The organism is Rhodococcus sp. NPDC056743 (genome assembly GCF_042790355.1).
Classification (GTDB): domain Bacteria; phylum Actinomycetota; class Actinomycetes; order Mycobacteriales; family Mycobacteriaceae; genus Rhodococcus_F.
Window position 1 is genome coordinate 391,973 of record NZ_JBHTZI010000002.1, and the last position, 21,126, is coordinate 413,098.

The 21,126-nt window shown below is 60.1% G+C and carries 22 protein-coding genes; 9 read left to right on the plus strand and 13 right to left on the minus strand.

Annotated features, from left to right (window positions below):
• Position 1 precedes the first annotated feature (1 nt).
• Genes ACFRFQ_RS06430 through ACFRFQ_RS06440 form a run of 3 tightly spaced genes read right to left on the minus strand, consistent with a single transcriptional unit; the run spans position 2 to position 2,827 of the window.
• Positions 2 to 1,222, minus strand: coding sequence for an acyl-CoA dehydrogenase family protein (locus tag ACFRFQ_RS06430; RefSeq protein WP_378654542.1), 1,221 nt, complete (start codon positions 1,220 to 1,222; stop codon positions 2 to 4).
• Positions 1,209 to 2,009 (minus strand): enoyl-CoA hydratase-related protein, encoded by an 801-nt coding sequence (locus ACFRFQ_RS06435; protein ID WP_378654545.1) that lies wholly within the window; start codon positions 2,007 to 2,009, stop codon positions 1,209 to 1,211. The genes ACFRFQ_RS06430 and ACFRFQ_RS06435 overlap by 14 nt, the downstream gene beginning before the upstream one ends.
• Positions 2,006 to 2,827 carry an SDR family oxidoreductase gene (locus tag ACFRFQ_RS06440; protein ID WP_378654548.1) on the minus strand — a complete coding sequence of 274 codons (822 nt, stop codon included), beginning with the start codon at positions 2,825 to 2,827 and terminating at the stop codon, positions 2,006 to 2,008. Before ACFRFQ_RS06440 ends, ACFRFQ_RS06435 begins: the two co-directional genes overlap by 4 nt.
• Positions 2,828 to 2,972: 145 nt before the next feature.
• On the opposite strand from ACFRFQ_RS06440, the gene ACFRFQ_RS06445 reads away from it, so the two are divergent.
• On the plus strand, positions 2,973 to 3,449 hold the full coding sequence (locus ACFRFQ_RS06445; RefSeq protein ID WP_378654551.1) for a MaoC family dehydratase: 477 nt from the start codon (positions 2,973 to 2,975) through the stop codon (positions 3,447 to 3,449).
• A gap of 37 nt (positions 3,450 to 3,486) precedes the next feature.
• Here ACFRFQ_RS06445 and ACFRFQ_RS06450 read toward each other — a convergent pair whose 3' ends face one another.
• Complete coding sequence (locus tag ACFRFQ_RS06450; RefSeq protein WP_378654553.1) at positions 3,487 to 4,167, minus strand: TetR/AcrR family transcriptional regulator; 681 nt, start codon at positions 4,165 to 4,167, stop codon at positions 3,487 to 3,489.
• A 133-nt stretch (positions 4,168 to 4,300) separates the two neighbouring features.
• Between ACFRFQ_RS06450 and ACFRFQ_RS06455 the strand changes: the two genes are divergently transcribed.
• Complete coding sequence (locus tag ACFRFQ_RS06455) at positions 4,301 to 5,803, plus strand: AMP-binding protein (RefSeq protein WP_378654556.1); 1,503 nt, start codon at positions 4,301 to 4,303, stop codon at positions 5,801 to 5,803.
• Between the two features lie 74 nt (positions 5,804 to 5,877).
• On the opposite strand, the gene ACFRFQ_RS06460 is transcribed toward ACFRFQ_RS06455, so the two are convergent.
• From ACFRFQ_RS06460 to ACFRFQ_RS06480, 5 genes are all read right to left on the minus strand, one after another.
• Positions 5,878 to 6,165, minus strand: coding sequence for a putative quinol monooxygenase (locus ACFRFQ_RS06460; RefSeq protein ID WP_230817338.1), 288 nt, complete (start codon positions 6,163 to 6,165; stop codon positions 5,878 to 5,880).
• A gap of 56 nt (positions 6,166 to 6,221) precedes the next feature.
• Positions 6,222 to 6,854: an HAD family hydrolase gene (locus tag ACFRFQ_RS06465; protein WP_378654558.1), complete on the minus strand. Its 633-nt coding sequence runs from the start codon at positions 6,852 to 6,854 to the stop codon at positions 6,222 to 6,224.
• A 59-nt stretch (positions 6,855 to 6,913) separates the two neighbouring features.
• Positions 6,914 to 8,305: an MFS transporter gene (locus tag ACFRFQ_RS06470; protein WP_378654561.1), complete on the minus strand. Its 1,392-nt coding sequence runs from the start codon at positions 8,303 to 8,305 to the stop codon at positions 6,914 to 6,916.
• Between the two features lie 250 nt (positions 8,306 to 8,555).
• Entirely contained in the window at positions 8,556 to 10,211 is a 1,656-nt protein-coding gene (locus tag ACFRFQ_RS06475) for an AMP-binding protein (RefSeq protein ID WP_378654564.1), read from the minus strand.
• Positions 10,212 to 10,215: 4 nt separating this feature from the next.
• Positions 10,216 to 11,187 carry a phosphotriesterase gene (locus ACFRFQ_RS06480; protein WP_378654567.1) on the minus strand — a complete coding sequence of 324 codons (972 nt, stop codon included), beginning with the start codon at positions 11,185 to 11,187 and terminating at the stop codon, positions 10,216 to 10,218.
• Positions 11,188 to 11,323: 136 nt separating this feature from the next.
• Here ACFRFQ_RS06480 and ACFRFQ_RS06485 point away from each other — a divergent pair, with 136 nt between their 5' ends.
• The 3 genes from ACFRFQ_RS06485 (at position 11,324) to ACFRFQ_RS06495 (ending at position 13,494) form a co-directional block, all read left to right on the plus strand.
• A complete protein-coding gene (locus tag ACFRFQ_RS06485; protein ID WP_378654569.1) occupies positions 11,324 to 11,884 on the plus strand; it encodes a QsdR family transcriptional regulator in 561 nt (186 codons plus the stop codon).
• 85 nt (positions 11,885 to 11,969) lie between these two features.
• On the plus strand, positions 11,970 to 12,674 hold the full coding sequence (locus ACFRFQ_RS06490) for a FadR/GntR family transcriptional regulator (RefSeq protein ID WP_378654571.1): 705 nt from the start codon (positions 11,970 to 11,972) through the stop codon (positions 12,672 to 12,674).
• Between the two features lie 13 nt (positions 12,675 to 12,687).
• On the plus strand, positions 12,688 to 13,494 hold the full coding sequence (locus ACFRFQ_RS06495) for an ABC transporter ATP-binding protein (RefSeq protein WP_378654574.1): 807 nt from the start codon (positions 12,688 to 12,690) through the stop codon (positions 13,492 to 13,494).
• Between the two features lie 8 nt (positions 13,495 to 13,502).
• On the opposite strand, the gene soxR is transcribed toward ACFRFQ_RS06495, so the two are convergent.
• Complete coding sequence (gene soxR, locus ACFRFQ_RS06500) at positions 13,503 to 13,943, minus strand: redox-sensitive transcriptional activator SoxR (RefSeq protein ID WP_378654577.1); 441 nt, start codon at positions 13,941 to 13,943, stop codon at positions 13,503 to 13,505.
• 63 nt (positions 13,944 to 14,006) lie between these two features.
• On the opposite strand from soxR, the gene ACFRFQ_RS06505 reads away from it, so the two are divergent.
• Positions 14,007 to 15,410 (plus strand): MFS transporter, encoded by a 1,404-nt coding sequence (locus ACFRFQ_RS06505; protein WP_378654580.1) that lies wholly within the window; start codon positions 14,007 to 14,009, stop codon positions 15,408 to 15,410.
• Positions 15,407 to 15,619, plus strand: coding sequence for a DNA-binding protein (locus tag ACFRFQ_RS06510; protein ID WP_378654583.1), 213 nt, complete (start codon positions 15,407 to 15,409; stop codon positions 15,617 to 15,619). Before ACFRFQ_RS06505 ends, ACFRFQ_RS06510 begins: the two co-directional genes overlap by 4 nt.
• A gap of 8 nt (positions 15,620 to 15,627) precedes the next feature.
• On the opposite strand, the gene ACFRFQ_RS06515 is transcribed toward ACFRFQ_RS06510, so the two are convergent.
• Entirely contained in the window at positions 15,628 to 16,722 is a 1,095-nt protein-coding gene (locus tag ACFRFQ_RS06515; protein ID WP_378654586.1) for a GGDEF domain-containing protein, read from the minus strand.
• 371 nt (positions 16,723 to 17,093) lie between these two features.
• Here ACFRFQ_RS06515 and ACFRFQ_RS06520 point away from each other — a divergent pair, with 371 nt between their 5' ends.
• The gene (locus tag ACFRFQ_RS06520) at positions 17,094 to 17,525 is read left to right on the plus strand and encodes a MarR family winged helix-turn-helix transcriptional regulator (protein ID WP_138870822.1); all 432 of its coding nucleotides are present in this window, start codon (positions 17,094 to 17,096) and stop codon (positions 17,523 to 17,525) included.
• Between the two features lie 126 nt (positions 17,526 to 17,651).
• Entirely contained in the window at positions 17,652 to 19,181 is a 1,530-nt protein-coding gene (locus ACFRFQ_RS06525; RefSeq protein ID WP_378654590.1) for an MFS transporter, read from the plus strand.
• Here the strand turns inward: ACFRFQ_RS06525 and ACFRFQ_RS06530 are convergent.
• Both ACFRFQ_RS06530 and ACFRFQ_RS06535 read right to left on the minus strand, forming a co-directional pair.
• A complete protein-coding gene (locus ACFRFQ_RS06530) occupies positions 19,165 to 19,803 on the minus strand; it encodes a YdcF family protein (protein ID WP_378654593.1) in 639 nt (212 codons plus the stop codon). The genes ACFRFQ_RS06525 and ACFRFQ_RS06530 overlap by 17 nt on opposite strands.
• A 108-nt stretch (positions 19,804 to 19,911) precedes the next feature.
• Positions 19,912 to 21,111: a Tat pathway signal protein gene (locus tag ACFRFQ_RS06535; RefSeq protein ID WP_378654596.1), complete on the minus strand. Its 1,200-nt coding sequence runs from the start codon at positions 21,109 to 21,111 to the stop codon at positions 19,912 to 19,914.
• Positions 21,112 to 21,126 lie beyond the last annotated feature (15 nt).

A 21,126-nucleotide genomic window follows, 5' to 3' on the forward strand; every position in this document is an offset into this window, starting at 1 on the left:
GTCAGTTCGCCTTGACTTCGCGGTACTTGCGCAGCTCCTGCTTGGCGATGGCGCGCTTGTGCACTTCGTCCGGACCGTCGGCCAGACGAAGAGTGCGCATGTGGGCGTATGCCATCGCGAGCGGGAAGTCGTCCGTGACACCGCCGCCGCCGTGAACCTGGATGGCGCGGTCGATGATCTTGAGCGCGATGTTCGGCGCCGCAACCTTGATGGCTGCGATCTCGGTGCGTGCTTCCTTGTTACCCACCGTGTCCATCATGTGTGCGGCCTTGAGCGTGAGGAGGCGAACCATCTCGATGTCGATGCGCGCCTCGGCAATCCAGTCCTGAATGTTGGCGTTGTCACTGACGGGCTTTCCGAAGGTGATGCGGGTGGATGCTCGCTTGCACATCAGTTCCAGTGCGCGCTCGGCCATTCCGATTGCACGCATGCAGTGGTGGATGCGGCCGGGGCCGAGACGGGCCTGGCTGATCGCGAATCCTTCACCCTCACCGGCGAGAATGTCCTTGGCGGGGACACGCACGTCCTCGAAGGTGATCTCGCCGTGTCCTTCGCGGTCCTGGTAACCGAAGACCGGCAGGTTACGCAGGATCGTGACACCGGGAGCGTCGATCGGCACGACCATCATGGACTGCTGACGGTGCGTCGCGGCGTCGAAGTCGGTCTTGCCCATGACGATCAGAACTTTGCAGTTCTGGTGCAACGCGTTGGAAGCGAACCACTTACGTCCGTTGAGTACGTACTCGTCGCCGTCGCGGTCCATACGGAGCTGAATGTTGGTGGCGTCCGAGCTGGCAACCTCGGGTTCCGTCATGGCAAAGGCGGACCGGATTTCGCCTTCGAGAAGCGGCTTGAGGTACTTCTCCTTGTGCTCGTCGGTACCGAAGAGCGTGAGCACCTCCATGTTTCCCGTATCCGGAGCGGCGCAGTTGGTGGCTTCGGAGGCGAGGTGGCTACGGCCCATGATCTCGGCAAGGGGTGCATATTCCAGGTTGGTCAGGCCGGGGCCCCATTCCGGTTGGGGGTGAAAGAGATTCCACAATCCCCGTGCCTTGGCTTCCGTCTTCAGGTCTTCGATGATCGGCGGCTGAAAGTGGGGGTTGCCGGACTCACGCATCTGCGCTTCGTACACCGCTTCGGCCGGATAGACGTGCGTGTCCATGAAATCGAGCAGTTCGGCCTGGTACTTCTTGGTGCGATCCGAGAACTCAAAGACTGACATGTGAACTCCTGACAGAGAGGGAAGGAAAATTGGGTGACCGACGCTCTAGATGACTCGCAACACCTTCGACGACATCCGGTCCGCGAAATGCGTTGACCATGAGCGTTTCCGCGCGCTGCGCAGATTCGTCGAACGTGCCGGTCTCATCGGCGCTCAGCTGGGATTTCATGACGGACAACGAAGTGGGCGAGCATGTGGCCGCCAGTTCTGCGGCGTACGCAACCGCGGCTTCGACCACATCACCGTCGACCAGGTGGTCGATCAGTCCGATGCGGTACGCCTCGTCGGCTCCGACCATTCGACTCGACAGCAGCAAATCGGTGGCCCGACTCCGGCCGACGAGCCTTGGCAACATCCAGGAGATGCCGTACTCGGCGATCAGCCCGCGCTTGGCAAATGCGGTGGTGAATCGTGTTGCGGAAGAGCCGAATCGAACGTCGCAGTACAGCGCTTCCACGAAACCGAGTCCGGCTGCCACTCCGTTGATCGCCCCGATCAACGGCTTGCGCATTGACTTGGGGAACTCACGCGGCCGAGGCCTCACCAGGTCCTCGTCGGAAACCTCACCGACGTTTTTCAGATTGCTCAGATCTGCACCCGAGCAAAATCCACGGCCAGCACCCGTGATCACAATCGCCCGGATGTCTGGATCACCGTCCGCGACGGTCAGTAGATCGAAGTACGCGTCCTCGATTTCGTTTGTCCAGGCGTTCAGGACATCCGGACGGTTGAACGTCAACAGTAGGACGGCTCCTCGCCGTTCCGAAAGTACAAGTTCCGAATTCATCGCGTTCCGGCGAGCAACGACGCCTGGTAACGGCGCATTCCGCTGAGCCAGCGATCGTAGTCAGCGCCCTTCTGCCGGTACATGTCCAGCACTTTCGGGTGCGGGAGGATGAGGAAATGTTCGGCGTCCATTGCAGCCAGGACGATTTCGGCACACTGATCGGGTTCGATCACCTCGCCGGCCGCAAGGACAGCGCCCGTCGCAGCGACGCCCAGGGGATCGCCGGTTTCTTTCCCCTCGTAGAGGAGCTTGGTGTTGACACCCATCGGACATAGGCAGCTGACTCGGACGCCCTTGTCTCCGTAGGTCATCGACAGCCACTCGGCGAATCCCACTGCTGCGTGCTTGGTGACCGAATACACTGCCGAACCGACCTGCGTGAGCAGACCGGCAGCTGAAGCGGTGCTGACGAAGTACCCTTCGCCGCGCTCGACCCATCCTGGAACCAACAAGCGAGCGGCGCGAATATGAGCTCGCACGTTGATGTCGAAGGCTACGTCCCAGCCGTCCTCGTCGACGTCGAGACCGAGGCCGCCGGTGATACCGGCATTCGCGAAGTAGAGATCAACGGGGCCGAAGGCATCCTCGGCCTGTGCGATCAATCCCTCGATCACACCGGCATCGGACACGTCGCCGCCGGCGGATACTGCCGATCCTGGATGCGCGGTGTTGACCGCATCTGCCACAGCGGCAGCCGCATCGGCATTGAGATCTGCCACGACTACGCGGGCACCTTCCGCCGCCAGCTTCCTGGCGAGCGCTCCCCCGATGCCGCCGCCACCTCCGGTGACAATTGCAACCTTCTGGGCGACCTTCATTCGCGATTCCTCTCGCTTGCATTCACCGAAAGCAACTACCGTGATCCACGTCTCTTGTCATGTATAGTTGAATCCGGCGTCAACTTCAACCGTCGCCAACGGAATCTATTCTTCCAGCCTCCTGAACTGCGAGTAAAGGATCACGATGACTGAAGATCAATTGCCTGTCCGCCCGTCCACGTTCGCCGAACTCGAGAAGTTGATCGGCCGAGAACTGGGCCCCACCGAGTGGTACGAGATCACCCAGGAGCGCATCGACGCTTTTGCCGCCGTCACCAACGATCACCAGTGGATTCATGTCGATCCAGAACGTGCGGCGTCGAGCCCGTTCGGCAGCACCATCGCGCACGGGCTCTTCAGTCTGTCACTCGGCCCGCAGTTCTCCTATCAACTCATCGCCTTCGACGGCTTCGCGCACAGCCTCAACTACGGATACGACAAGGTTCGCTTCCCCGCACCGGTTCCCGTGGGCTCACGTCTTCGCATGCGATCGACCGTGGTATCCGCCGAACAGTTGCCCGGCGGTATCCAGGTGAAGACGCGGCAGGTCGTCGAGCGCGAAGGGGCCGACAAGCCTGTGTCCGTCGCGGAAGCGGTAGCTCGCGTCGTCGAGAAGAGCTGAGACGGTTTGAAGCGTGCCCTGCGCAGGGCACGCTTCATCAGTCCCGCTCGGGGAACTTCAACGCGTTCGCCCACAGATCTGTCACGGCGGCAACTACCTCGTCGAATTCGAGCACCGTGTCGCCCAATTGCCCCTCCCCCAGCGTGAATACACTGTAGGCAAATCGACTCACCATGCCCGACAATGCTATTGACGTCAGCAGCGGGTTCAGACCGGGATCGCCTACGCCCCGTTCCTGAAGTTCGGCGATACCGCGGGCGTTACGCAGAATGAAAGCGTTCGCTCGCTCATTGCGAATCCTGCGGAACTCCGGATCGATACTGGCAACCTGCTCCATCAACCCCATCAACTTTGCATTCCGTTGGTACGCCGCAAGATACGCCCGATTACTTGCCTCCAGGACGGCGTACGGATCGTCAGTACCGGCAACCCGCCCCATGCCCGGATGCATCATCTCTTCACGAGCCACCTCGAGGACCGCAGCAAAAACCTCTTCCTTGTTGGCAAAATATGTATAGAAAGAACCGGTAGCGCACCCGGCCTCCTTCGCTATATCTACCAAACGAGCATCGAGGTACCCGTCACGTTCGAAAACCACACGCGCAGAAGCAATCAACGCTGCGCGTGTGCGAGCACCTCTCTCGGTGCTCGGCGGATCACGATGCCCCGCCGGTGGAGCTAGAGGCAGTTCGGATATATGCGAATCGTCATCCACCACGCTAACCGCCTTATCGAAGTTCGCTGCCATTAAAGAACATTCGCCACCAAATCAATGTTGACACCGAGTTCAAGTGTACTCTCGGCAAGACACCACGGCACACAATCGGTCGATTCTCTTGAAAGGCACAACCATGGTCAGCGTTCTCGATCCGGTAACCCGTCACGCCGTAGCCACACCGGGCAACATCGCGATTCGCAGTTCCGGCCGGGACTGGACATACAAACAACTCCACGACGCATCCCTCACGTTCGGCGGCCGAATCCGTGCTGCCGGCTTGAACGAAGGTGACCGGGTGTTACTCGCGGCGCCGTCAGTTTCCGAGTTCATCGTGGCATACCTGGGCATTCAGGCAGTCGGGTGTGTTGTCGTCCCGGTCAACACCATGTCGACGAAGCCCGAGATCGAGTACGTGCTCGGCGACGCCGATATCTCACTCGCCATCGCATGGCATCAACTCGGGCCGGCAACCCACGACGCCGGTACGGCCCAAGGCGTGCCGGTCTGGACTCTCACCGAAGAACCAGCGACAACCGACCAGGAACAGGCAGGCATTGTCGACCGGGACGCACACGACACCACGGCAATTCTCTACACCTCAGGCACAACCGGACGCCCGAAGGGTGCTCAGCTGACCGTAGGAAACCTGTTGTCTGCCGGCGAAATCGGAGCCGAAAGCAGCCGGGGAGACTCTTCGGACCGAACAGGGACGGGCCTACCGCTGTTCCACATCTTCGGGCAGGGCTCCGTGATGATGGCGACCTTCACCGGCGGCGGATCACTCTCCCTGCTCGCACGATTCGATCCCACTGCCATGCTCGATCTGGTCCGCAACGACAAGCTCACCATCATGGCCGGCGTCCCGACCATGTGGAATGCCATGCTGCACGCAGCAGCCGACGTGAACAGTTCCGACTTCGAGCAACTGCGAATCGCGATCTCCGGCGGAGCCTCCCTTCCCGGCGAGGTGGCACGGTCCTTCGAATCACGTTTCAACTGCACGATCCTCGAGGGATACGGCTTGACCGAGACGACCGCGTTCGGAACGTTCAACAGCATCGACCGTGTCGCAAAGATCGGATACACCGGCCGCGCCGTACCGCGCACCGAGGTCGAAGTGCGTGATCACGACGGAAATGTCTGCGAAGCAGGCACAGTGGGTGAGGTGTTCATCAAAGGACCGACGGTCATGAAGGGATACTGGAAGCGCTCGGATGACACTGCAGCCGTTCTGTCAGACGACGGCTGGTTCCGCACCGGCGACCTCGGTGAGACCGATACCGACGGAGACCTTCGCATCGTCGACCGCGTCAAAGATCTGATCATCCGTGGTGGATACAACGTCTATCCGGGCGAGGTCGAGGAGGTGCTCTACCAGCATCCCGACATCATCGAAGCCGCGGTGATCGGTATCCCCGACGACTACTACGGCGAGGAGGTCGCTGCAGTGGTAACCGTGCGCCCAGGATCCGACCTCGAAGCAGACGCCGTCACGTCGTGGGCTCGGGAACGTCTGTCCGCCTACAAGATTCCCAGGGTCGTCCAGTTCGTCGACGCACTCCCCAAGGGATCAACGGGAAAGATCCTGAAACGATCGATCGACCGAACCGAACTCCTAGCCCAGAAGCAGAACTGAAAACACAGGTGGGTCCCGGCGGGATTTCGCCGGGACCCACCTGTTCACGAACTCGAAGATCCCTGCTCATGCGCTCAGAGAGCGTCGAAGTACTCGATCTGCGGGGCACCGGCGAGGAACGGCGCCATCGCCTTTCCTGCAGCCTGGAAATGCTCGGACGTACCGTGCGCCTTGATGGCAGCGCCATCCTGATACAGCTCCATGAACTTGTAGGAGTTCGTGTCCGTCTTCGAGCGGATCAGTTGATACAGAACCGTTCCGGGCTCTTCCGTGCGCACCTTCTCGGCAAGTTCGGCAACTACCGCTTCGAATTGCTCGCCACTTCCGTCCTTGACGGTGATATCAGCGATGACAGCAATCATTCATTCCTCCAAAAGTGTTCCAGCAGTATTCGAGTGTTACCGAGAAACCTACAGTTTCACCGCGCGGGTAGTAGCCCGAACGTCGATTCCAATTGCCTGCGAGTGCTTTCCGCGTCGGTATGGAGAATGCCGGCGATCCCCAACCGTGCCGCACCGTCGAGGTTCTGCTGCAGATCGTCGATCATCACGGCATCTTCGGGCGCGACGCCCAGGCGCTCGCACGCGATGGTGTAGATCTGACGAGAAGGTTTACGAATCCCGACTTCCGAGGAGATCACAACCTCGTCGGCCAGATCCTCGAGGGCAAAGCCCGCATAACAATCACGCCCGAAAGCATTGGACACCAGCGCAACAGGGTGGCCCGCCGCCCGCACGTCTGCTAGCAGACGCACCATCTCCTCGTTCCGGGTCAGCCCGGCCTGCATCCGGTCGACCAACCCCACGCTGTCGACGACAGCGCCGTGTGCGCGTAGACGTTCCCCGAATCCGGCCTCGAATGCTTCTTGGTCGATCTTTCCTGATTCGTGGTCCGAGAGCAGCCTCTTCGAGACGTCGTCGCGGGAAAGCAAGGTCAACGGAAGGCCTGGGTCACCGCCAAGCGAGGCTCCGAAGTCCTCGAAGGCCTGCAGAACACTGGAGGTGAGAACTCCACCGAAATCGACGAGCACTGCCGTACGCGTAGGTGTCATTTTTCCATCAGACACCAAACATGAACTCGGCGTCAACATCAATTCTGGCGATGCGGGAATTACTTGGCGTAGAGATGCGCGCCGGGAATTGCGTTCGGATCGTCCCGAACTTCCTTCGGGTTGGTCTCTTTCAGCACCCAGGCGCTGCAGAAGGTCACCAAACCCATGAGTGCTACGAACGCGGCAACCCACGTCGTGGTTCCGGTCTTCGCGATAAGAGCCGTCATGATGAACGGGGTGCCGCCACTGACCGTGATCGCAGCCAACTGGTAGGCCAGCGACGCTGCCGAGTAACGCACGTTGGGCGCGAACAGCTCACCCATGTATGCCGCGATCGGCCCATAGGTCATCGACTGGAACACGCTGCCAACCGTGACTGCGACGAAGAACAGCGGCAGAGACTTGGTGTTGATCAACCAGAAGTACGGGAACGCCCACACCACGATCGCCGCGGCGCCGATCAAGATCATCGGACGACGACCGATCTTGTCAGACATCTTTCCGGACCACAGCACCACTCCGACTGTCAGCAACGCACTCAGCAGCGAGATGATGAGGAGCGAGTTCCGTTTCAACCCCAGTTCGGTTGTGCCGTAGCTGAGCACACCGGCGATGCTGATGTAGAACAGCGCATTGGTGGCGGCCAGAAGTCCGCAACCGAGCAGAATCTTGCGCCAGTGATCCTTGAGCGCCTGAGCCAACGGAGCCTGAACGACAAAGTCCTTCTGATTCTTCTTTGCATCTTCCTGCAACTCGAGAAATTCCGGTGTGTCCTCGACTTTCGTCTGGATATACAGAACGACAGGGAAGAGCAGCGCACTGGCGAAGAACGGAACCCGCCAACCCCAGTTCAGGAACGCGTCGTTGGAGATGGTCGCGGTGGCAACGAGGAAGACCAGGTTGCCCAGGACAACACCGAACGAGACACCCATCTGCCCGAAAGTGCCTGAGAAGCCACGTTTCTTGGGACTCGCCGATTCGGTGAGGAGAAGAACAATTCCACCCCACTGGCCACCACAGGCGAGACCTTGAATGAATCGCAGCGTCACCAGAAGAATCGGGGCGACGACGCCGATCGCCGAAGCGCTCGGGATCGCTCCGATCAGGAACGTCGCGACAGCCATCAACAGGAGGCAGGTGACCACCGCGGGCTTGCGTCCGTACTTGTCACCGAAGTGTCCCGCGACCAACCCGCCGATGGGACGAGCTACGAATCCGGCCCAGAACGTACTGAAGGACAGCAATGTGCCTATCAGTGCAGAGGAATCAGGAAAGAACACATGCGGAAAGACCAGTGCCGCGGCCGTTCCGTACAGGAAGAAGTCGTACCACTCGATGGAACTGCCGAGCAGTCCCGCGCCTAGAAGTTTGCGGTGCGCTCGCTTCTTCTTTCGGTCCTGATCGGACAGGCCGCCTGCCTGCGTGCTCGAATCCACTGCCGATCTCGTCATGGGTTACTCCTCGATGGGTCGAACGCTCGTCGCGCCGGGAGGTAGAAGCGGAACCGGAGCTAGAAGTAGAAACTGACACCAACTTCAACTCTGCGGCGGTGCGTTCAGTCTGCGATACGAAAATAGTGATGTCAATCACTGAAATGCATTGCCGCATAAAGGGCTTAATCCGCTATCGACGCTCGGCAGTCGCCACGACGAACGGCCGGCTCGCCCTGTCGGCGGCCGGCAATTCGTTTGTCAGGTAGACCTAGTTCGGCACCCGCAGTTCACGACGAAGAATCTTGCCGCTCACCGTTTTCGGCAGATCATCCATGATCTCGACGATGCGCGGATACTTGTATGCCGCCAGCCTTTCCTTGCAGAACTCGACCAGATCCTCGGCGCTCGCCTCGGACCCGTCCTTGAAGGACACGAACGCCTTCACTGTTTCGCCGCGATACGGATCCATGACACCGACGACGGCAGCCTCCCGCACGGCAGGGTGTTCGTAGAGAACATCTTCCACTTCGCGTGGCCACACTTTGAAGCCCGAGGCATTGATCTGATCTTTCATCCGATCTACGACGTAGAACCAACCGTCACCGTCGATGAATCCGATGTCGCCGGTGTGAAAACGACCGCCTGGCATTGCATGGGCGGTTTCATCCGGCTTGTTCCAATAGCCAAATGCCACCTGTGGGCCGGAGACCACGATCTCGCCGTACTCCCCGATCTGTACCGGCTTGTCGACCTCGTCCACTATCTCGGCGTACGTATTCGATACCGGCACACCGACAGCCACCGCTCCCGACGCCGGATCTACCGGCGCTTCACGAGAATTCGGTACGACGATTGCCGGGCTGTTCGTTTCGGTCAGCCCGTAGCCGTTGTGAATGTAGTGACCGAACTTCGCCCGGAACGCTTCCAACGCCGCGTGCGGAATGGGCGCGCCACCCGAATACACCGACTCGAGACTGCTCAGCGATTCCTTCGAGACTGCGGCGCTGTCCGTCCACGCGATGAACACGGTGATCGCACCGATGATCGCCGTTGCCCGATGCTCCGAAATAGACTCCGCTGCAACGATAGGATGGAATCGACACGTCAGAATCGTGGGCGCACCGGCGAGGAGAGGAGCTGCGACGTGCCCGATCAATCCGGTGATGTGAAACAGCGGCGCCACCGCGAACATCGCGCCGCCGGGTCGCAGCCCCAACCAGTCCCGATAGATCTGCGCCGCGAACACGACATTCGCATGCGTGTTCATCGAACCCTTCGGCGGGCCGGTAGTCCCCGACGTATAGGGAAGGTAGGCAAGGTCTTCCGGTCCCAGATCGACCGGTCCGGGCTGCTGCCCTCGATGAGCCTCGATCAATTCCAGCAGGTCCGGAAATCCATCGTGGCGAATCCTGGATGCCGAACCGAAGATCCGTTGGTCGTCGCGCAACTGAAGATCCAGTTCCGACGTGGTGATGACGCGTCGAACATCCGTACCGGCAGACGCCGTCGCTACCGTCTCGGCAGAGGACTCGAGGCAGATCACCAAAACCGCGCCGCTGTCGAGCAGGACGGTTGCCAATTCGCGGTCGCGGTACATCGGGTTGACCGGAACCACAACGGCTCCCAGCTTCCAGACAGCCAGCGTCGCGACAAAGAACTGCGGAACATTCTGCAGGACAAATGCCACCCGATCGCCGAAGCCGATACGGTCACCGGCCAGAGCCACTGCCAAAGCGTCCGACGTCGTATCGAGTTCGGCGTACGTGAGAGTCGCATCGAAGTACCGGATTGCGGGTGCAGCAGCGTCGCGAGACAGCGAGGCACGGAACATTTCGAGTGCATTGGGGTATTCGGTATCGACGGTAGGCGGTGTGTCCGCGTCGTAATTGGCGAGCCAGGGACGACCCTCGTACACGTTGGCCATAACCTCAGCTCTCGAAGTAACGGCGAGGATTGTCCACCAGCATCGCCTTGACCTGGTCTTCGGTGACACCACGTTCGAGCAGCGCCGGAATGACGTCATCGCTGATGTGGGTGTAGTTCCAGTTCGGGAGTGCCACCTCGCGTGCCGCGCTGGGGAAGTAGTCGATGAAACACGACGCGTCATGTGCCAGAACCATCTTCTCTGCGTAACCGCGACGGGCCATCTCCACCACAGTGCTGACGCGATCCTCGAACGACAGGAACGGATCGAGTCCGAAACGGTCCATTCCGAGTAGCGAACCGGCATCGGCCAGCGCACACAGGTAGTCGAGATCGGTGGTGTCACCGGAGTGACCGATGACCACCTTGGTCAGATCTGCGCCCTCTTCTGCCAGAACTTTCTGCGCAACGAGCCCGGATTCAGTGTGTGGGTTCGTGTGAACCGTAATCGGTACACCGGTTTCGACCTGCGACTGTCCGACCGCGCGCATTACCCGTTCGACACCGGGGGTAAGGCCCGGTTCTTCGATGGCGCACTTCAGGAAGGAAGCTCGGACACCGGTTCCGGCAATGCCTTCCCTGATGTCCTTGACGAACAGTTCGACCATCGGCTCCGGGCCGTCGAACAGCAAACCTGGTCCTGTGTAATGGAATTGGAACGGAATGTCGTTGTACGTGTAGATGCCGGTGGCAACGATGATGTTGAGGTCGACCTGCTCGTTGATTCGCGCGATGCGCGGAATGTATCGACCGAGTCCGATCACGGTGGGATCGACGATCGTGCTGATTCCCCGAGATGCCAGCTCTGACAACTTGGTCACCGCATCGACTACACGAGCCTCCTCGTCCCACGGCTCCGGGTAGTCGGGATAGTTCTGACGCATCTCCTCCCCCAGAACGAAGACATGCTCGTGCATCAACACCTTTCCCAGATCGGCTGTGTCCACCGGCCCGCGAACGGTCTGTACTGAACTCATCGACAAATCCCCTAACTGTGATGGGCATCACCTAGGTGAGACAATGAGCTAGTGTGTCTCACCTAGGTATGTTCGTCAAGGGACAGACACACAGACCCGAAGACCGCGACATCGGTCTACCGGAGAGAATGCCTACATGCCATCCGACCTCGACCGCCGACGCGCCATCGACACCGCCGCGAGCATGTACCTCGCCGAGGAACCGCTCGACATGTCGCTACTTGCCGAGCGACTCGGCGTGGGCCGCGCGACGCTCTACCGATGGGTCGGAAATCGCGACGAACTGCTGGGGACGGTACTTGCGGAAGCGACCGAGCGGACATACCGCAAAGCGATGTCACAGGCATCAGGACAAGGCCCCGAATACGTCCTCGACGTATTCGGCCGAGTCATGCGCTCGGTAGAGTCGTCGACCGAATTACGCGCGCTCACCAAACGGGAACCGATGGTGTTCATCAAGCTCGCACTGATGCCCGGTCCCATCGAGTCCATCTCCGCGTCCATCGCCGCCGAAATCCTGCAGTCACAGGTCGATGCCGGCCAGTTGACCCTGCGGTTGTCGCCGCACGTGCTGGGCCAAGCGCTTGTCCGTATCTGCGATATCCACCTTTACGCACCCCTGCTAGGGCGCGAGAAGGCAGAGATCGAGACTGCTCTCGATTTGATCGCATTACTGCTCGGCATCACCCGCAACTGAGCATCCGTCCAACACGCTTCGGGGGTTAGTCCTCAGACGTCTGACGACTTGTTACGCTAGGCGCATTCGATTCGAGAGGTAGCGAATGTCCGACGACCATGGTGGTTTCGTACTCCGCAGCGGTCCCCTCGTGCCGCAGATCGAACAGATCTTCCGATCGAAGATCCGCCAATCGGAGTGGCTGCCGACACGGCGGATTCCGAGCGAAGCCGCACTCGCCATAGAACTGGGAGTCGGGCGTTCCTCCATCCGCGAAGCAATCCGACTGCTGGCTCACGCCGGGTTGCTGGAGGTTCGGCACGGGGTCGGGACGTTTGTCGTCGCGGCCGCAGATTTGGAACACGCGGACGAGTTCACCCGACTACTCCGGCGCTCACGGATGCTCGAGGTCTTCGAGGTACGCCGGGCGTTGGAAGTCGAGGCCGCCAGACTTGCGGCGGAGCGCGCGCAACCGGAAGATCTCGAGCGGCTTCGACGCCGACTTACACTCCGCCACAGCCACTTCGAAGGTGACGTCGAGCAGTTTGTCGACGTTGATCTCGATTTTCATACAGAAGTCGTTCGACTCTCGGGTAATGCAGTCCTGCTGTCACTGTTCGAATCGGTGCGTCCACTTCTCCGCGAAACCCTCATCGAAATGGTCGACGTCGAAGAGGGAGTTCCCGATACTTCACAGGCCCACGACAGATTGCTCGAAGCGCTACAGGACTCGGATCCCGACGCCGCAGTAGCTGCAACACGGGAAAACATCGACACCGTCCTCCGCCAGCTGCGCATACTCGATTCATAGAGAGGCTTTACCCGTGCAACACCCCAATGGCACTGTACTGTCGACCGAACATGTCGATCTGGTCCGCGACGGCCGGTACTTGTTGCGGGACATCAACATTTCGATCGATCCCGGTCAACATTGGGTGCTGCTGGGGGCAAACGGTGCGGGGAAGAGCACTCTACTGAGCCTGCTCGGGGCAACCGCGCATCCCACTCGCGGCTCGGTCTTCGTTCTCGGTCACAAGTTGGGTCGCGTCGACATGCGCGAGTTGCGGATGGACATCGGGCATGTCAATCCGCGCCACACGATCGGCATTCCTATCACCGTCCGGAACGTTGTGATCACCGGACTCACCAACACCACCGAGCTGATGCCGCGCTGGTCGCCCACTCCGGAACAGGAAGCACACGCCGACGCCTTGATCGACCTGCTCGGCATGAGCCCACGCTCGAATGCACTGTGGCCGAATCTGTCTCAGGGAGAGCGCGGACGCGCACTGATCGCCCGGGCACTCATGGTCGAGCCCAGATTGCTTCTCCTCGACGAGCCCGCCACCGGTCTCGACCTGGCGGCCCGCGAGCAGTTGCTGACGGCTCTGGATGATCTGCGCAACCAGAACCCGTCCCTGGCAAGCATTCTTGTCACCCATCACATCGAAGAAATTCCGACCACGACAACACATGCGTTACTGATAAAGGACGGCGTTGTCACGGCAACCGGACGCGCCGACGATGTGATCACGACGGAAAACATCAGTGACTGCTTCTCACATCCGATCGAGATCGAACGACGTAACGGACGTTGGAATGCCCGTTCCCGCCCTCGCCAACTGATCTGACGGTTTGCTCAGATCCGGCGAGCGCCCTGCCCGCCGAGACCGAGTTCATCTGCGGGATTGAGCAGGTTGCACGTCTGCAGCGACAAGCACCCGCACCCGATGCACCCGGTCAACTCCTGTTGGAGTCGCGCGATCGCCTGCTTACGATCCTCGAGTCGCTCGTTCCAGGCTGTCGAGATCTTGGCCCAGTCCCTCTTGTTCGGAGTGCGGCCTTCGGGCAGGGAAGCAAACACCTCCCCGACCTCCGACAACGGAATGCCGAAGCGGACGGCCAACTGGATCAACGTCACTCGCCGAATAGCGTGCCGCGGAAACTTTCGCATGTTGCCGGTAGTGCGCACGGCGGGAACCAGGCCGAGTGTTTCGTAGTACCGCACGGCCGACACCGCAACACCTGTGCGGGCCGACACCTCTCCGATGGAGAGAAGTTCGTCGCTCTTGCGAATCATCCTCGCCTCCCGTCGACGCCCGAAGTTGACCTCAAGCGCACTTGAGACTCTACCTTCATCGACATGCATTCCCCTACTGATGTCTCCGTCGGCACATGGCACCAATTACTGAGTGGTCGGCATCTCGGGACCGCAACCGTCCTGGCGGGCGGCGTGGCGTTGTATGCCACGAACGTCTATCTCACGACCAGCTTGCTTCCGACGGCAATCGACGACATCGGCGGGCAACAGTACTACGCCTGGACTGCAACGATTTTCCTCATTGCCTCTGTCATCTCCTCGATGCTGGTCACCCGAATCCTCGGCACGAGAGGGCCGAAGGGTGCGTACCTGATTGCGCTTGCGATCTTCGCGATCGGCACGATCGTCTGCGCACTCAGTCCGTCGATGGAAATACTTCTTGTCGGGCGTGCAGTTCAAGGCGCCGGCGGCGGACTACTTGCCGGTCTCGGTTATGCCGTGATCAATGCCGCGCTACCCAAGCAGTTGTGGACGCGCGCAGCAGCACTCGTATCGGCGATGTGGGGTGTCGGTACGTTCGCCGGGCCGGCCATCGGTGGAGTCTTCGCCCAATTCGGCGCTTGGCGCTGGGCGTTCGGAGCCTTGGTGGTCACAACAATCGCAGTTGCCGCGCTCGTCCCCAGAGCGCTGCCGGCACACACCCCGGGCAGCACCGTCAGCAGTCCAGTTCCGGTACTCTCGCTGGCCCTGCTGACCGCAGCAGCGCTGTTGGTGAGCGTCGCGGGAATTCTGTCCAACCTCGGGGTGACCGCCGCACTGGTTCTTGGGGCCGTGCTCCTACTGGTTGCTTTTGTCGCAGCAGACCGTCGCGCGGGCCATGGGGTGCTCCCACCGTCGACGTTTTCCACGTCTTCCCTCAAATGGGTGTATCTGACCATCGTCGCCTTGGCCTTGACGTCGACGGTGGAAACGTTCATTCCCCTGTTCGGTCAGCGCCTTGCCGGCATGACACCCTTGGCCGCCGGTTTTCTCGGCGCCGCCCTCGCCCTGGGCTGGACCCTCGGCGAAATTCCGAGTGCCTCGGCGACGTCACCTCGTGCCGTCCGCACAATCGTTGTCGGTGGACCTGTTCTGGTCGCATTCGGACTTGCGTTGACGGCCACGTTCCTCAGCGATCAGGCCGGCGCCGGAGCAATCACGGTGTGGATTGTCGGACTGGTCATTGCCGGGGCGGGTGTCGGCATCGCCTGGCCACATCTGGCTGTCGGTGCAATGAACTCGGTTTCGGAACCGGGTGAAGGAGCAAAAGCCGCCGCGGCGATCAATACCGTCCAATTGATCGCCAACGCGTTCGGCGCTGCCCTCGCCGGAGTGCTGGTGAATCTCGGCGCACCCTCGACGCTGCGTTCCGCGCAATTACTCCTGATCACATTTGCCGTCGTAGCCTGTACCGGTGTCGCGATCGCAGCGCGAGCCTTCCCGTCGTCTCGAGGAGATCAACCGTGACCGAATCTCATTCAGCACAGCCCGGCGACGGTTTCCCGAAAATCGGTGCGCCGGCAACGCGTGCTCTTCTTGCCGCCGGTTACACCGAGTTGTCGCAACTCTCATCGGTATCCGAATCGGAATTGGCGAAGTTCCACGGAATGGGCCCCAAAGCTCTTCGAATTCTGGGTGAGGCGCTCGCTGAACGAGGGTTGTCGTTCAGCGACTGAAGAAGTCGTCACACGACGCTGGCACGGACCTGATTGCCGCCCTCGCGTTTTGCTTGGTACATCGCAGAATCGGCCACCCTGAACAGCGCGGAAATGATGTCGTCCACAGTTTCGTCCACTTCTCGCGGCGCCGTGCGAATAGCGATTCCGATACTCGAACTGATTGCCGGTACGTCATTGTCACCGCTCATCGATGCGGCGATCCGCGTCGACAGTTTTGCGACCGAATTGAAGGGCGCCCGCTCGAGCACGACAAATTCGTCACCCCCGACGCGGGCGATCAAAGCCGATTGCGACGTCCAAAGCCTGATACGCAAACCTGTTCTGACAATTGTGTTGTCACCGATATCGTGTCCGTGCAGATCGTTGATCTCCTTGAATCGGTCGAGATCGATCACCACAACCAGAAGCGCATTGTATTCGTCTATCTGATCGCCGATGATGTCCGTCGCCCGACGTGAAAGTCCTCGTCGATTGAGAAGCCCCGTCAGCGGATCGAATTCGGATGTCGACGCATCGGAACCGAGCATCGCCAGCATGATCTGTGAGACGACGGGAATCACACAGATCGTCGCGAGAGTGACACCGATCTTGGCTATTCCCAAACCTGGATCCGTGTTGTCTCCGAACAGTAGAGACCAGCCGGCCACAACCGTAACCACTGTGGCAAACACCAGGTGCCCGAGTTGCAACGCGGGGTTGTGGAAGAACGCGATGTAACCACCGATCGATGCAAAAACCACACAGCACAACAACCGAGCCAGCGGATCGACGTCAGAGAACGACGCCAACGCGATGGCAACATCGGAGCCGACAACAAAGGTGTAAGACCACAGCCTGGTCGGCGGAATCAGCCACCACATGAGGGCGGCCGCGAGGCAGGCTGCCACCACAAACAGGTTGACAGATCGCCAGAACGAACCTTGCGGCCCCGCAGGACTCCACCGCATGAGGGCAAGGATCAACCCCATCCCGAACGCGGTTCCGCCGACGAGAATCCGGCAGGCCGACACCAGGCCGCGGTCTTCGAGATAACGCATGAAACTCTGATACTGATCGGGCAGACGCCACCACAGCACAGTCAGGTCGATCAAGGCCCTCACGATGGAGCCTCGATCTTTCGACGGCAAATCTCTCGCATCCCCCAGCGTGGCACGCACTTTCCTGATTTCCCGAAAGATTCGGCCATAGCGTGCAGCATAACCATAACGGACGGTCCGACCAACTTGTTCCGAGCAGCGATACGACTCAAAGTATCGCCTGGTCAAGCAACTATTCAGCTACACACGGTCCTGAATCAGACAATAACGTGGTCGCCGCATCAAACCGGTACGACCTGCTTGCCAACTCCGTAGTCCACCGGACAGCGCCGTGAATGAATTGCCATCGGGTGACGATTAATCCGGAACTCGCATCCCACGGTCCTTCTGGTTGGATGAATACCGGAAGTCGACGCACCTAAGGGGTAGCAACAGTGGTTTCAGATCCCATCTCGGGTTTGCAGGCAGAACTCGCCGATATGTGGCAGCGCGGGCGTGCGCGCGCACGTAAATACGCTCGCGCGATCCACCCCAAACTCGATCCGGCGCTCTACTCCGTCCTCGTTCTCCTGAACCGTTCGAATGCGGTTCGGATGTCGGACCTCATCGCGGCACTTGACATCGAGAAGTCGACCCTGACCAGACAAATCGATTCTGCCGAGCGCCTGGGACTGGTGCAAAGGATCCCCGATCCAGATGACGCCCGGGCAAAGTTGGTTGCCCTGACACCCGAGGCCCGCGAACGTGTGACCACTGTCCAGAATCGCCAGACCGACGAGTGGCGCGCACGACTGGCGACGTGGGATCCCGAGGATGTCATCGCGTTGACTTCGCTTCTGCACCGACTGGGCAGCATGGAAAACTAGCAAAACCGTTGCGTTCTACAACCAACTTAGCCTAATGTTGCATGTGTCAACTAACTAAGTGGGGTCGCCGTGGTCACGCATGAAGATGTCGGGTCGATCCGTCTGCAGGAGGCCCCCACTGCTCCGATGACACACAGGCAGAAGATCGAAGCGCTTGTCGGGCTTCTCCTCGGAATGTTTGTCGCATTCCTGTCCTCGACCATCGTCTCGAATGCCCTGCCGACCATCATCACCGAACTACACGGAACCCAAGATCAATACACATGGGTCGTGACCGCGACACTTCTGGCTTCCACCGCGACAACACCGATCTGGGGAAAGTTTTCGGATCTGGTGAGCAAGAAACTGCTGGTTCAGCTCTCGATCCTGATCTTCACCCTCGGATCCATCCTCGCAGGACTCTCTCAATCCGTCGGCGTATTGATTGCCTTTCGAGTAGTCCAAGGTCTGGGACTCGGGGGCTTGCAAGCACTTGTCATCATCGTGATCGCAGCCATGTTCAGCCCTCGTGAACGTGGCCGATACCAGGGCCCAATCGCAGCCGTCATGTCGATTGCCACCATCGCCGGTCCACTCATCGGCGGTGTCATCGTGGACACCAGTTGGCTGGGCTGGCGCTGGACTTTCTTCGTCTGCGTCCCGCTGGCTGTCATCGCACTGACAGTCGTGCAGCGCACGCTCAATCTTCCCGTCGTCCGCAGAAAGGTCAAGATCGACTATGCCGGCGCGACGCTGATCGCGGGCGGCGTAAGCACACTCCTCATCTGGGTGACTTTGGCGGGCAAGAACTTCGAGTGGGCCTCCGGACTGTCGTTCTTACTCTGCGGCCTCGGAATCGTGCTTCTCGCCCTGGCAGTCTGGGTCGAGAGCGTAGTGGCGGAACCCATCATCCCCCTGCGGCTCTTCCGTGACCGCACCACCTCGCTCGCGACGTTCGCAAGCATTACCGTCGGCGTTGCGATCTTCGGCGGCGCGGTATTCCTCGGACAGTACTTTCAGATAGCACGCGGTTACTCACCTACTGTCGCGGGGCTTCTGACACTTCCGATGGTGATCGGATCCACCCTCTCGTCCAGCATCTCCGGCTCACTCATCACCAGGTTCGGTCGATGGAAGATCTTCCTCGTCGCGGGCGCAAGTACGATGACACTCGGATTCTTCCTGCTCGCCACCATCGACCACGCCACCCCGGTGGTCCGGATCGGCGTATTCCTGTTCATCGCAGGCACGGGCATGGGCATGGTGATGCAAAATCTTGTTCTCGCAGTGCAGAATACGGTCGACGCGAGCGATCTCGGAGCCGCCAGTTCGACCATCACATTTTTCCGCTCACTCGGCGGAGCAGCCGGGGTCTCGATCCTTGGTGCCGTCCTGTCGACGCACGTGGCACATCTGACCGTCCGCGGCCTGAGCGCAATCGGAATCGACGCAACAGGTGGCGTGGGACTGTCCAATCTCAATGAACTGCCCGAGACCCTTGCCGACGTAGTCCGCATCTCGTACGGCGACGCCACTGCACGACTGTTTCTGATTGCCGGCATTCTGGGCCTGCTCAGCCTTGTTGCCGTCGCCTTCATCAAGGAACGTGCCCTGCGCACCCAGAGCGGCGACGAGCAACTGCTGGCCGAAGCGGAATTGGTCAAGTTGCAGCAATAACGCCGGCAACGAGCATTCTGCCTCCCACAGCAACCCGGAAGTCGATCATCGCCCGCTCGACATGGTTGGCGCTCGACACCACGACAACGCCGGTCGCTCCGCGATCGGCCAAGATTTGGGAGGTGAACTGCGCATTCTGCACGGTCGAGCCGGATCGGCCTTCCTCGGTGATGCGGCCGGGGTGAACACCGTTGGCCACCAACCAATCCCGCATTGCCCTGGCTTCGGTGACACCCGACTTGGGCGCACCGCCACTGGTGATGATCGGTGCGGCCGGATACCTCTGTGCAAGGTACAGCGCGGCCTGCAAACGGTCGACCAACATATCCCGCATGGTGCCGTCGTCGAAAAGCCCAGCGCCGAGCACGACGATGTTGGTCCCGACCGGATTCAGATCGAGGAGAATTGGCGACCGCCTGGTCAACGTCTCAGCGCCCGTGCAGAACACGATCAATTCGCGAATGGTGGTTTGACACCCTCCGACTGTGGACAGAACGCCGTTGACCAAGGTAACGGGCGTGACATCAGCGCTGGCTGTTGCCGGCGACAATCCCACTCCCGCTACCGCAACCAGCGAGGCTGCAACAATTCCTTTCACCACCGTTTTGCGCACAGTGACCATCAAGTTGGACCCCCTGAAATGTCGGATGTCCGGTCACGGTAACGAGAATTTTGTCTTATTTAACCGTTTTGGCGGGATTGTTATCCAGGAAATGTCCTGGATCGATCGTCAGTTCCAGTCGATCCGGACCGCCGCGAACATCGAACGCAGCAGATCCGGCAGCCGCGCGATCATGCCCTGGCCCGCGATCCGTTGAGATACCGGGGCGGCCAACGTCTCGCGCCACAAGACCGGTTGATCGTTCATGAGATCGCGATAGACGGGAAGCAATTGGTTGGTGATGTATGTCCAGCGTCCGTCTCGATCCGCCCAGTTGAAGTCCGGCAACGGAGTCGTGACTCTTGCTGCGCCGAACTGGAACTCGAGCGAATCGGACTCGCGCGGCGGAACAACGCCAGGCATCGACGGCGACGCGGCAAACGTGGTCAAATACGTCAGCGCGCGACCGACGCTTCCTCGATAGTTCTTTGCCTCGTCCCATTGATCGCCGACGGATTGGTACTGCTCACGTCGAAGCAGTCGCACGTTTCCGTCGAATACCGCTTCTGGAATACCGGAAGCAATGCCGTCCCAAGCAATTCGTGCATTTTCATCGAGCAGGTCGGCACGGTCCAGTTCATCTATCCCGTCGATGCCGTTGTGAATCCACGCCATGTGCATGGGAATGAGGTCCGAGAAAATGTGCTTGCTCATCGCAATCACCTTGCCCTGGAACCACATCACATCCTCAGGTCGAATTTCGTGCCCTACCTGCAGCAACGCCTGGAGGTCTTCGGGCGCAGCCACCGACTGCGCGACGGGCGTTCCGACACGATCGAGTTCGCGCCACACCACGCCCATAGCGTCGCTGATCGCCTGGATGTTCAGGACAACTCGCCCGAAATCCACGTCGAGGAGCCCCGCTGCAAAAGCCGGGCCAACCATTCCTCCCATTCCAGCCCACTGCAATTCACTGTGTTCGAGTTGAAGTCGCTCGTAGAACTGAAAGGTATTGGTCAGGTTGCCCAGATTTGCGTGAACACCGTCGAACGGAGTCCAGGACGCGAGGTCGATTCCCGCGGATTCCGTTCCGACTGCAAGCCAATACTGCTTCAGCAACACCTGATACCGCCGCGGATCCACTCCTGCCGACCTGGCCTCGTCGAGAAGAACACGAAGCGTCGCAGAATCGGAGGGCAATATCGGATGAAGCCCGCCGGCAGCTTCGGCATCGGCGTTCACAGCGACAAGATCGAGGTACCGATCCACTTCGCGCGCCGAAGCAGTGCTCCCTACCGCCATCGCACCGCCAAGAGCAATCGAACTCACGAATACTGTGCGGGC

Excerpts from the sequence above, each read along its gene's own strand:
- ACFRFQ_RS06445 (WP_378654551.1), top strand. The coding sequence starts at position 2,973 with ATGACTGAAGATCAATTGCCTGTCCGCCCGTCCACGTTCGCCGAACTC.
- ACFRFQ_RS06430 (WP_378654542.1), bottom strand. The coding sequence starts at position 1,222 with ATGTCAGTCTTTGAGTTCTCGGATCGCACCAAGAAGTACCAGGCCGAA.
- ACFRFQ_RS06440 (WP_378654548.1), bottom strand. The coding sequence starts at position 2,827 with ATGAAGGTCGCCCAGAAGGTTGCAATTGTCACCGGAGGTGGCGGCGGC.
- ACFRFQ_RS06465 (WP_378654558.1), bottom strand. The coding sequence starts at position 6,854 with ATGACACCTACGCGTACGGCAGTGCTCGTCGATTTCGGTGGAGTTCTC.
- ACFRFQ_RS06525 (WP_378654590.1), top strand. The coding sequence starts at position 17,652 with ATGACACACAGGCAGAAGATCGAAGCGCTTGTCGGGCTTCTCCTCGGA.
- ACFRFQ_RS06460 (WP_230817338.1), bottom strand. The coding sequence starts at position 6,165 with ATGATTGCTGTCATCGCTGATATCACCGTCAAGGACGGAAGTGGCGAG.
- ACFRFQ_RS06490 (WP_378654571.1), top strand. The coding sequence starts at position 11,970 with ATGTCCGACGACCATGGTGGTTTCGTACTCCGCAGCGGTCCCCTCGTG.
- ACFRFQ_RS06505 (WP_378654580.1), top strand. The coding sequence starts at position 14,007 with ATGCATTCCCCTACTGATGTCTCCGTCGGCACATGGCACCAATTACTG.
- soxR (WP_378654577.1), bottom strand. The coding sequence starts at position 13,943 with ATGATTCGCAAGAGCGACGAACTTCTCTCCATCGGAGAGGTGTCGGCC.
- ACFRFQ_RS06530 (WP_378654593.1), bottom strand. The coding sequence starts at position 19,803 with ATGGTCACTGTGCGCAAAACGGTGGTGAAAGGAATTGTTGCAGCCTCG.
- ACFRFQ_RS06475 (WP_378654564.1), bottom strand. The coding sequence starts at position 10,211 with ATGGCCAACGTGTACGAGGGTCGTCCCTGGCTCGCCAATTACGACGCG.
- ACFRFQ_RS06480 (WP_378654567.1), bottom strand. The coding sequence starts at position 11,187 with ATGAGTTCAGTACAGACCGTTCGCGGGCCGGTGGACACAGCCGATCTG.
- ACFRFQ_RS06470 (WP_378654561.1), bottom strand. The coding sequence starts at position 8,305 with ATGACGAGATCGGCAGTGGATTCGAGCACGCAGGCAGGCGGCCTGTCC.
- ACFRFQ_RS06455 (WP_378654556.1), top strand. The coding sequence starts at position 4,301 with ATGGTCAGCGTTCTCGATCCGGTAACCCGTCACGCCGTAGCCACACCG.
- ACFRFQ_RS06485 (WP_378654569.1), top strand. The coding sequence starts at position 11,324 with ATGCCATCCGACCTCGACCGCCGACGCGCCATCGACACCGCCGCGAGC.
- ACFRFQ_RS06435 (WP_378654545.1), bottom strand. The coding sequence starts at position 2,009 with ATGAATTCGGAACTTGTACTTTCGGAACGGCGAGGAGCCGTCCTACTG.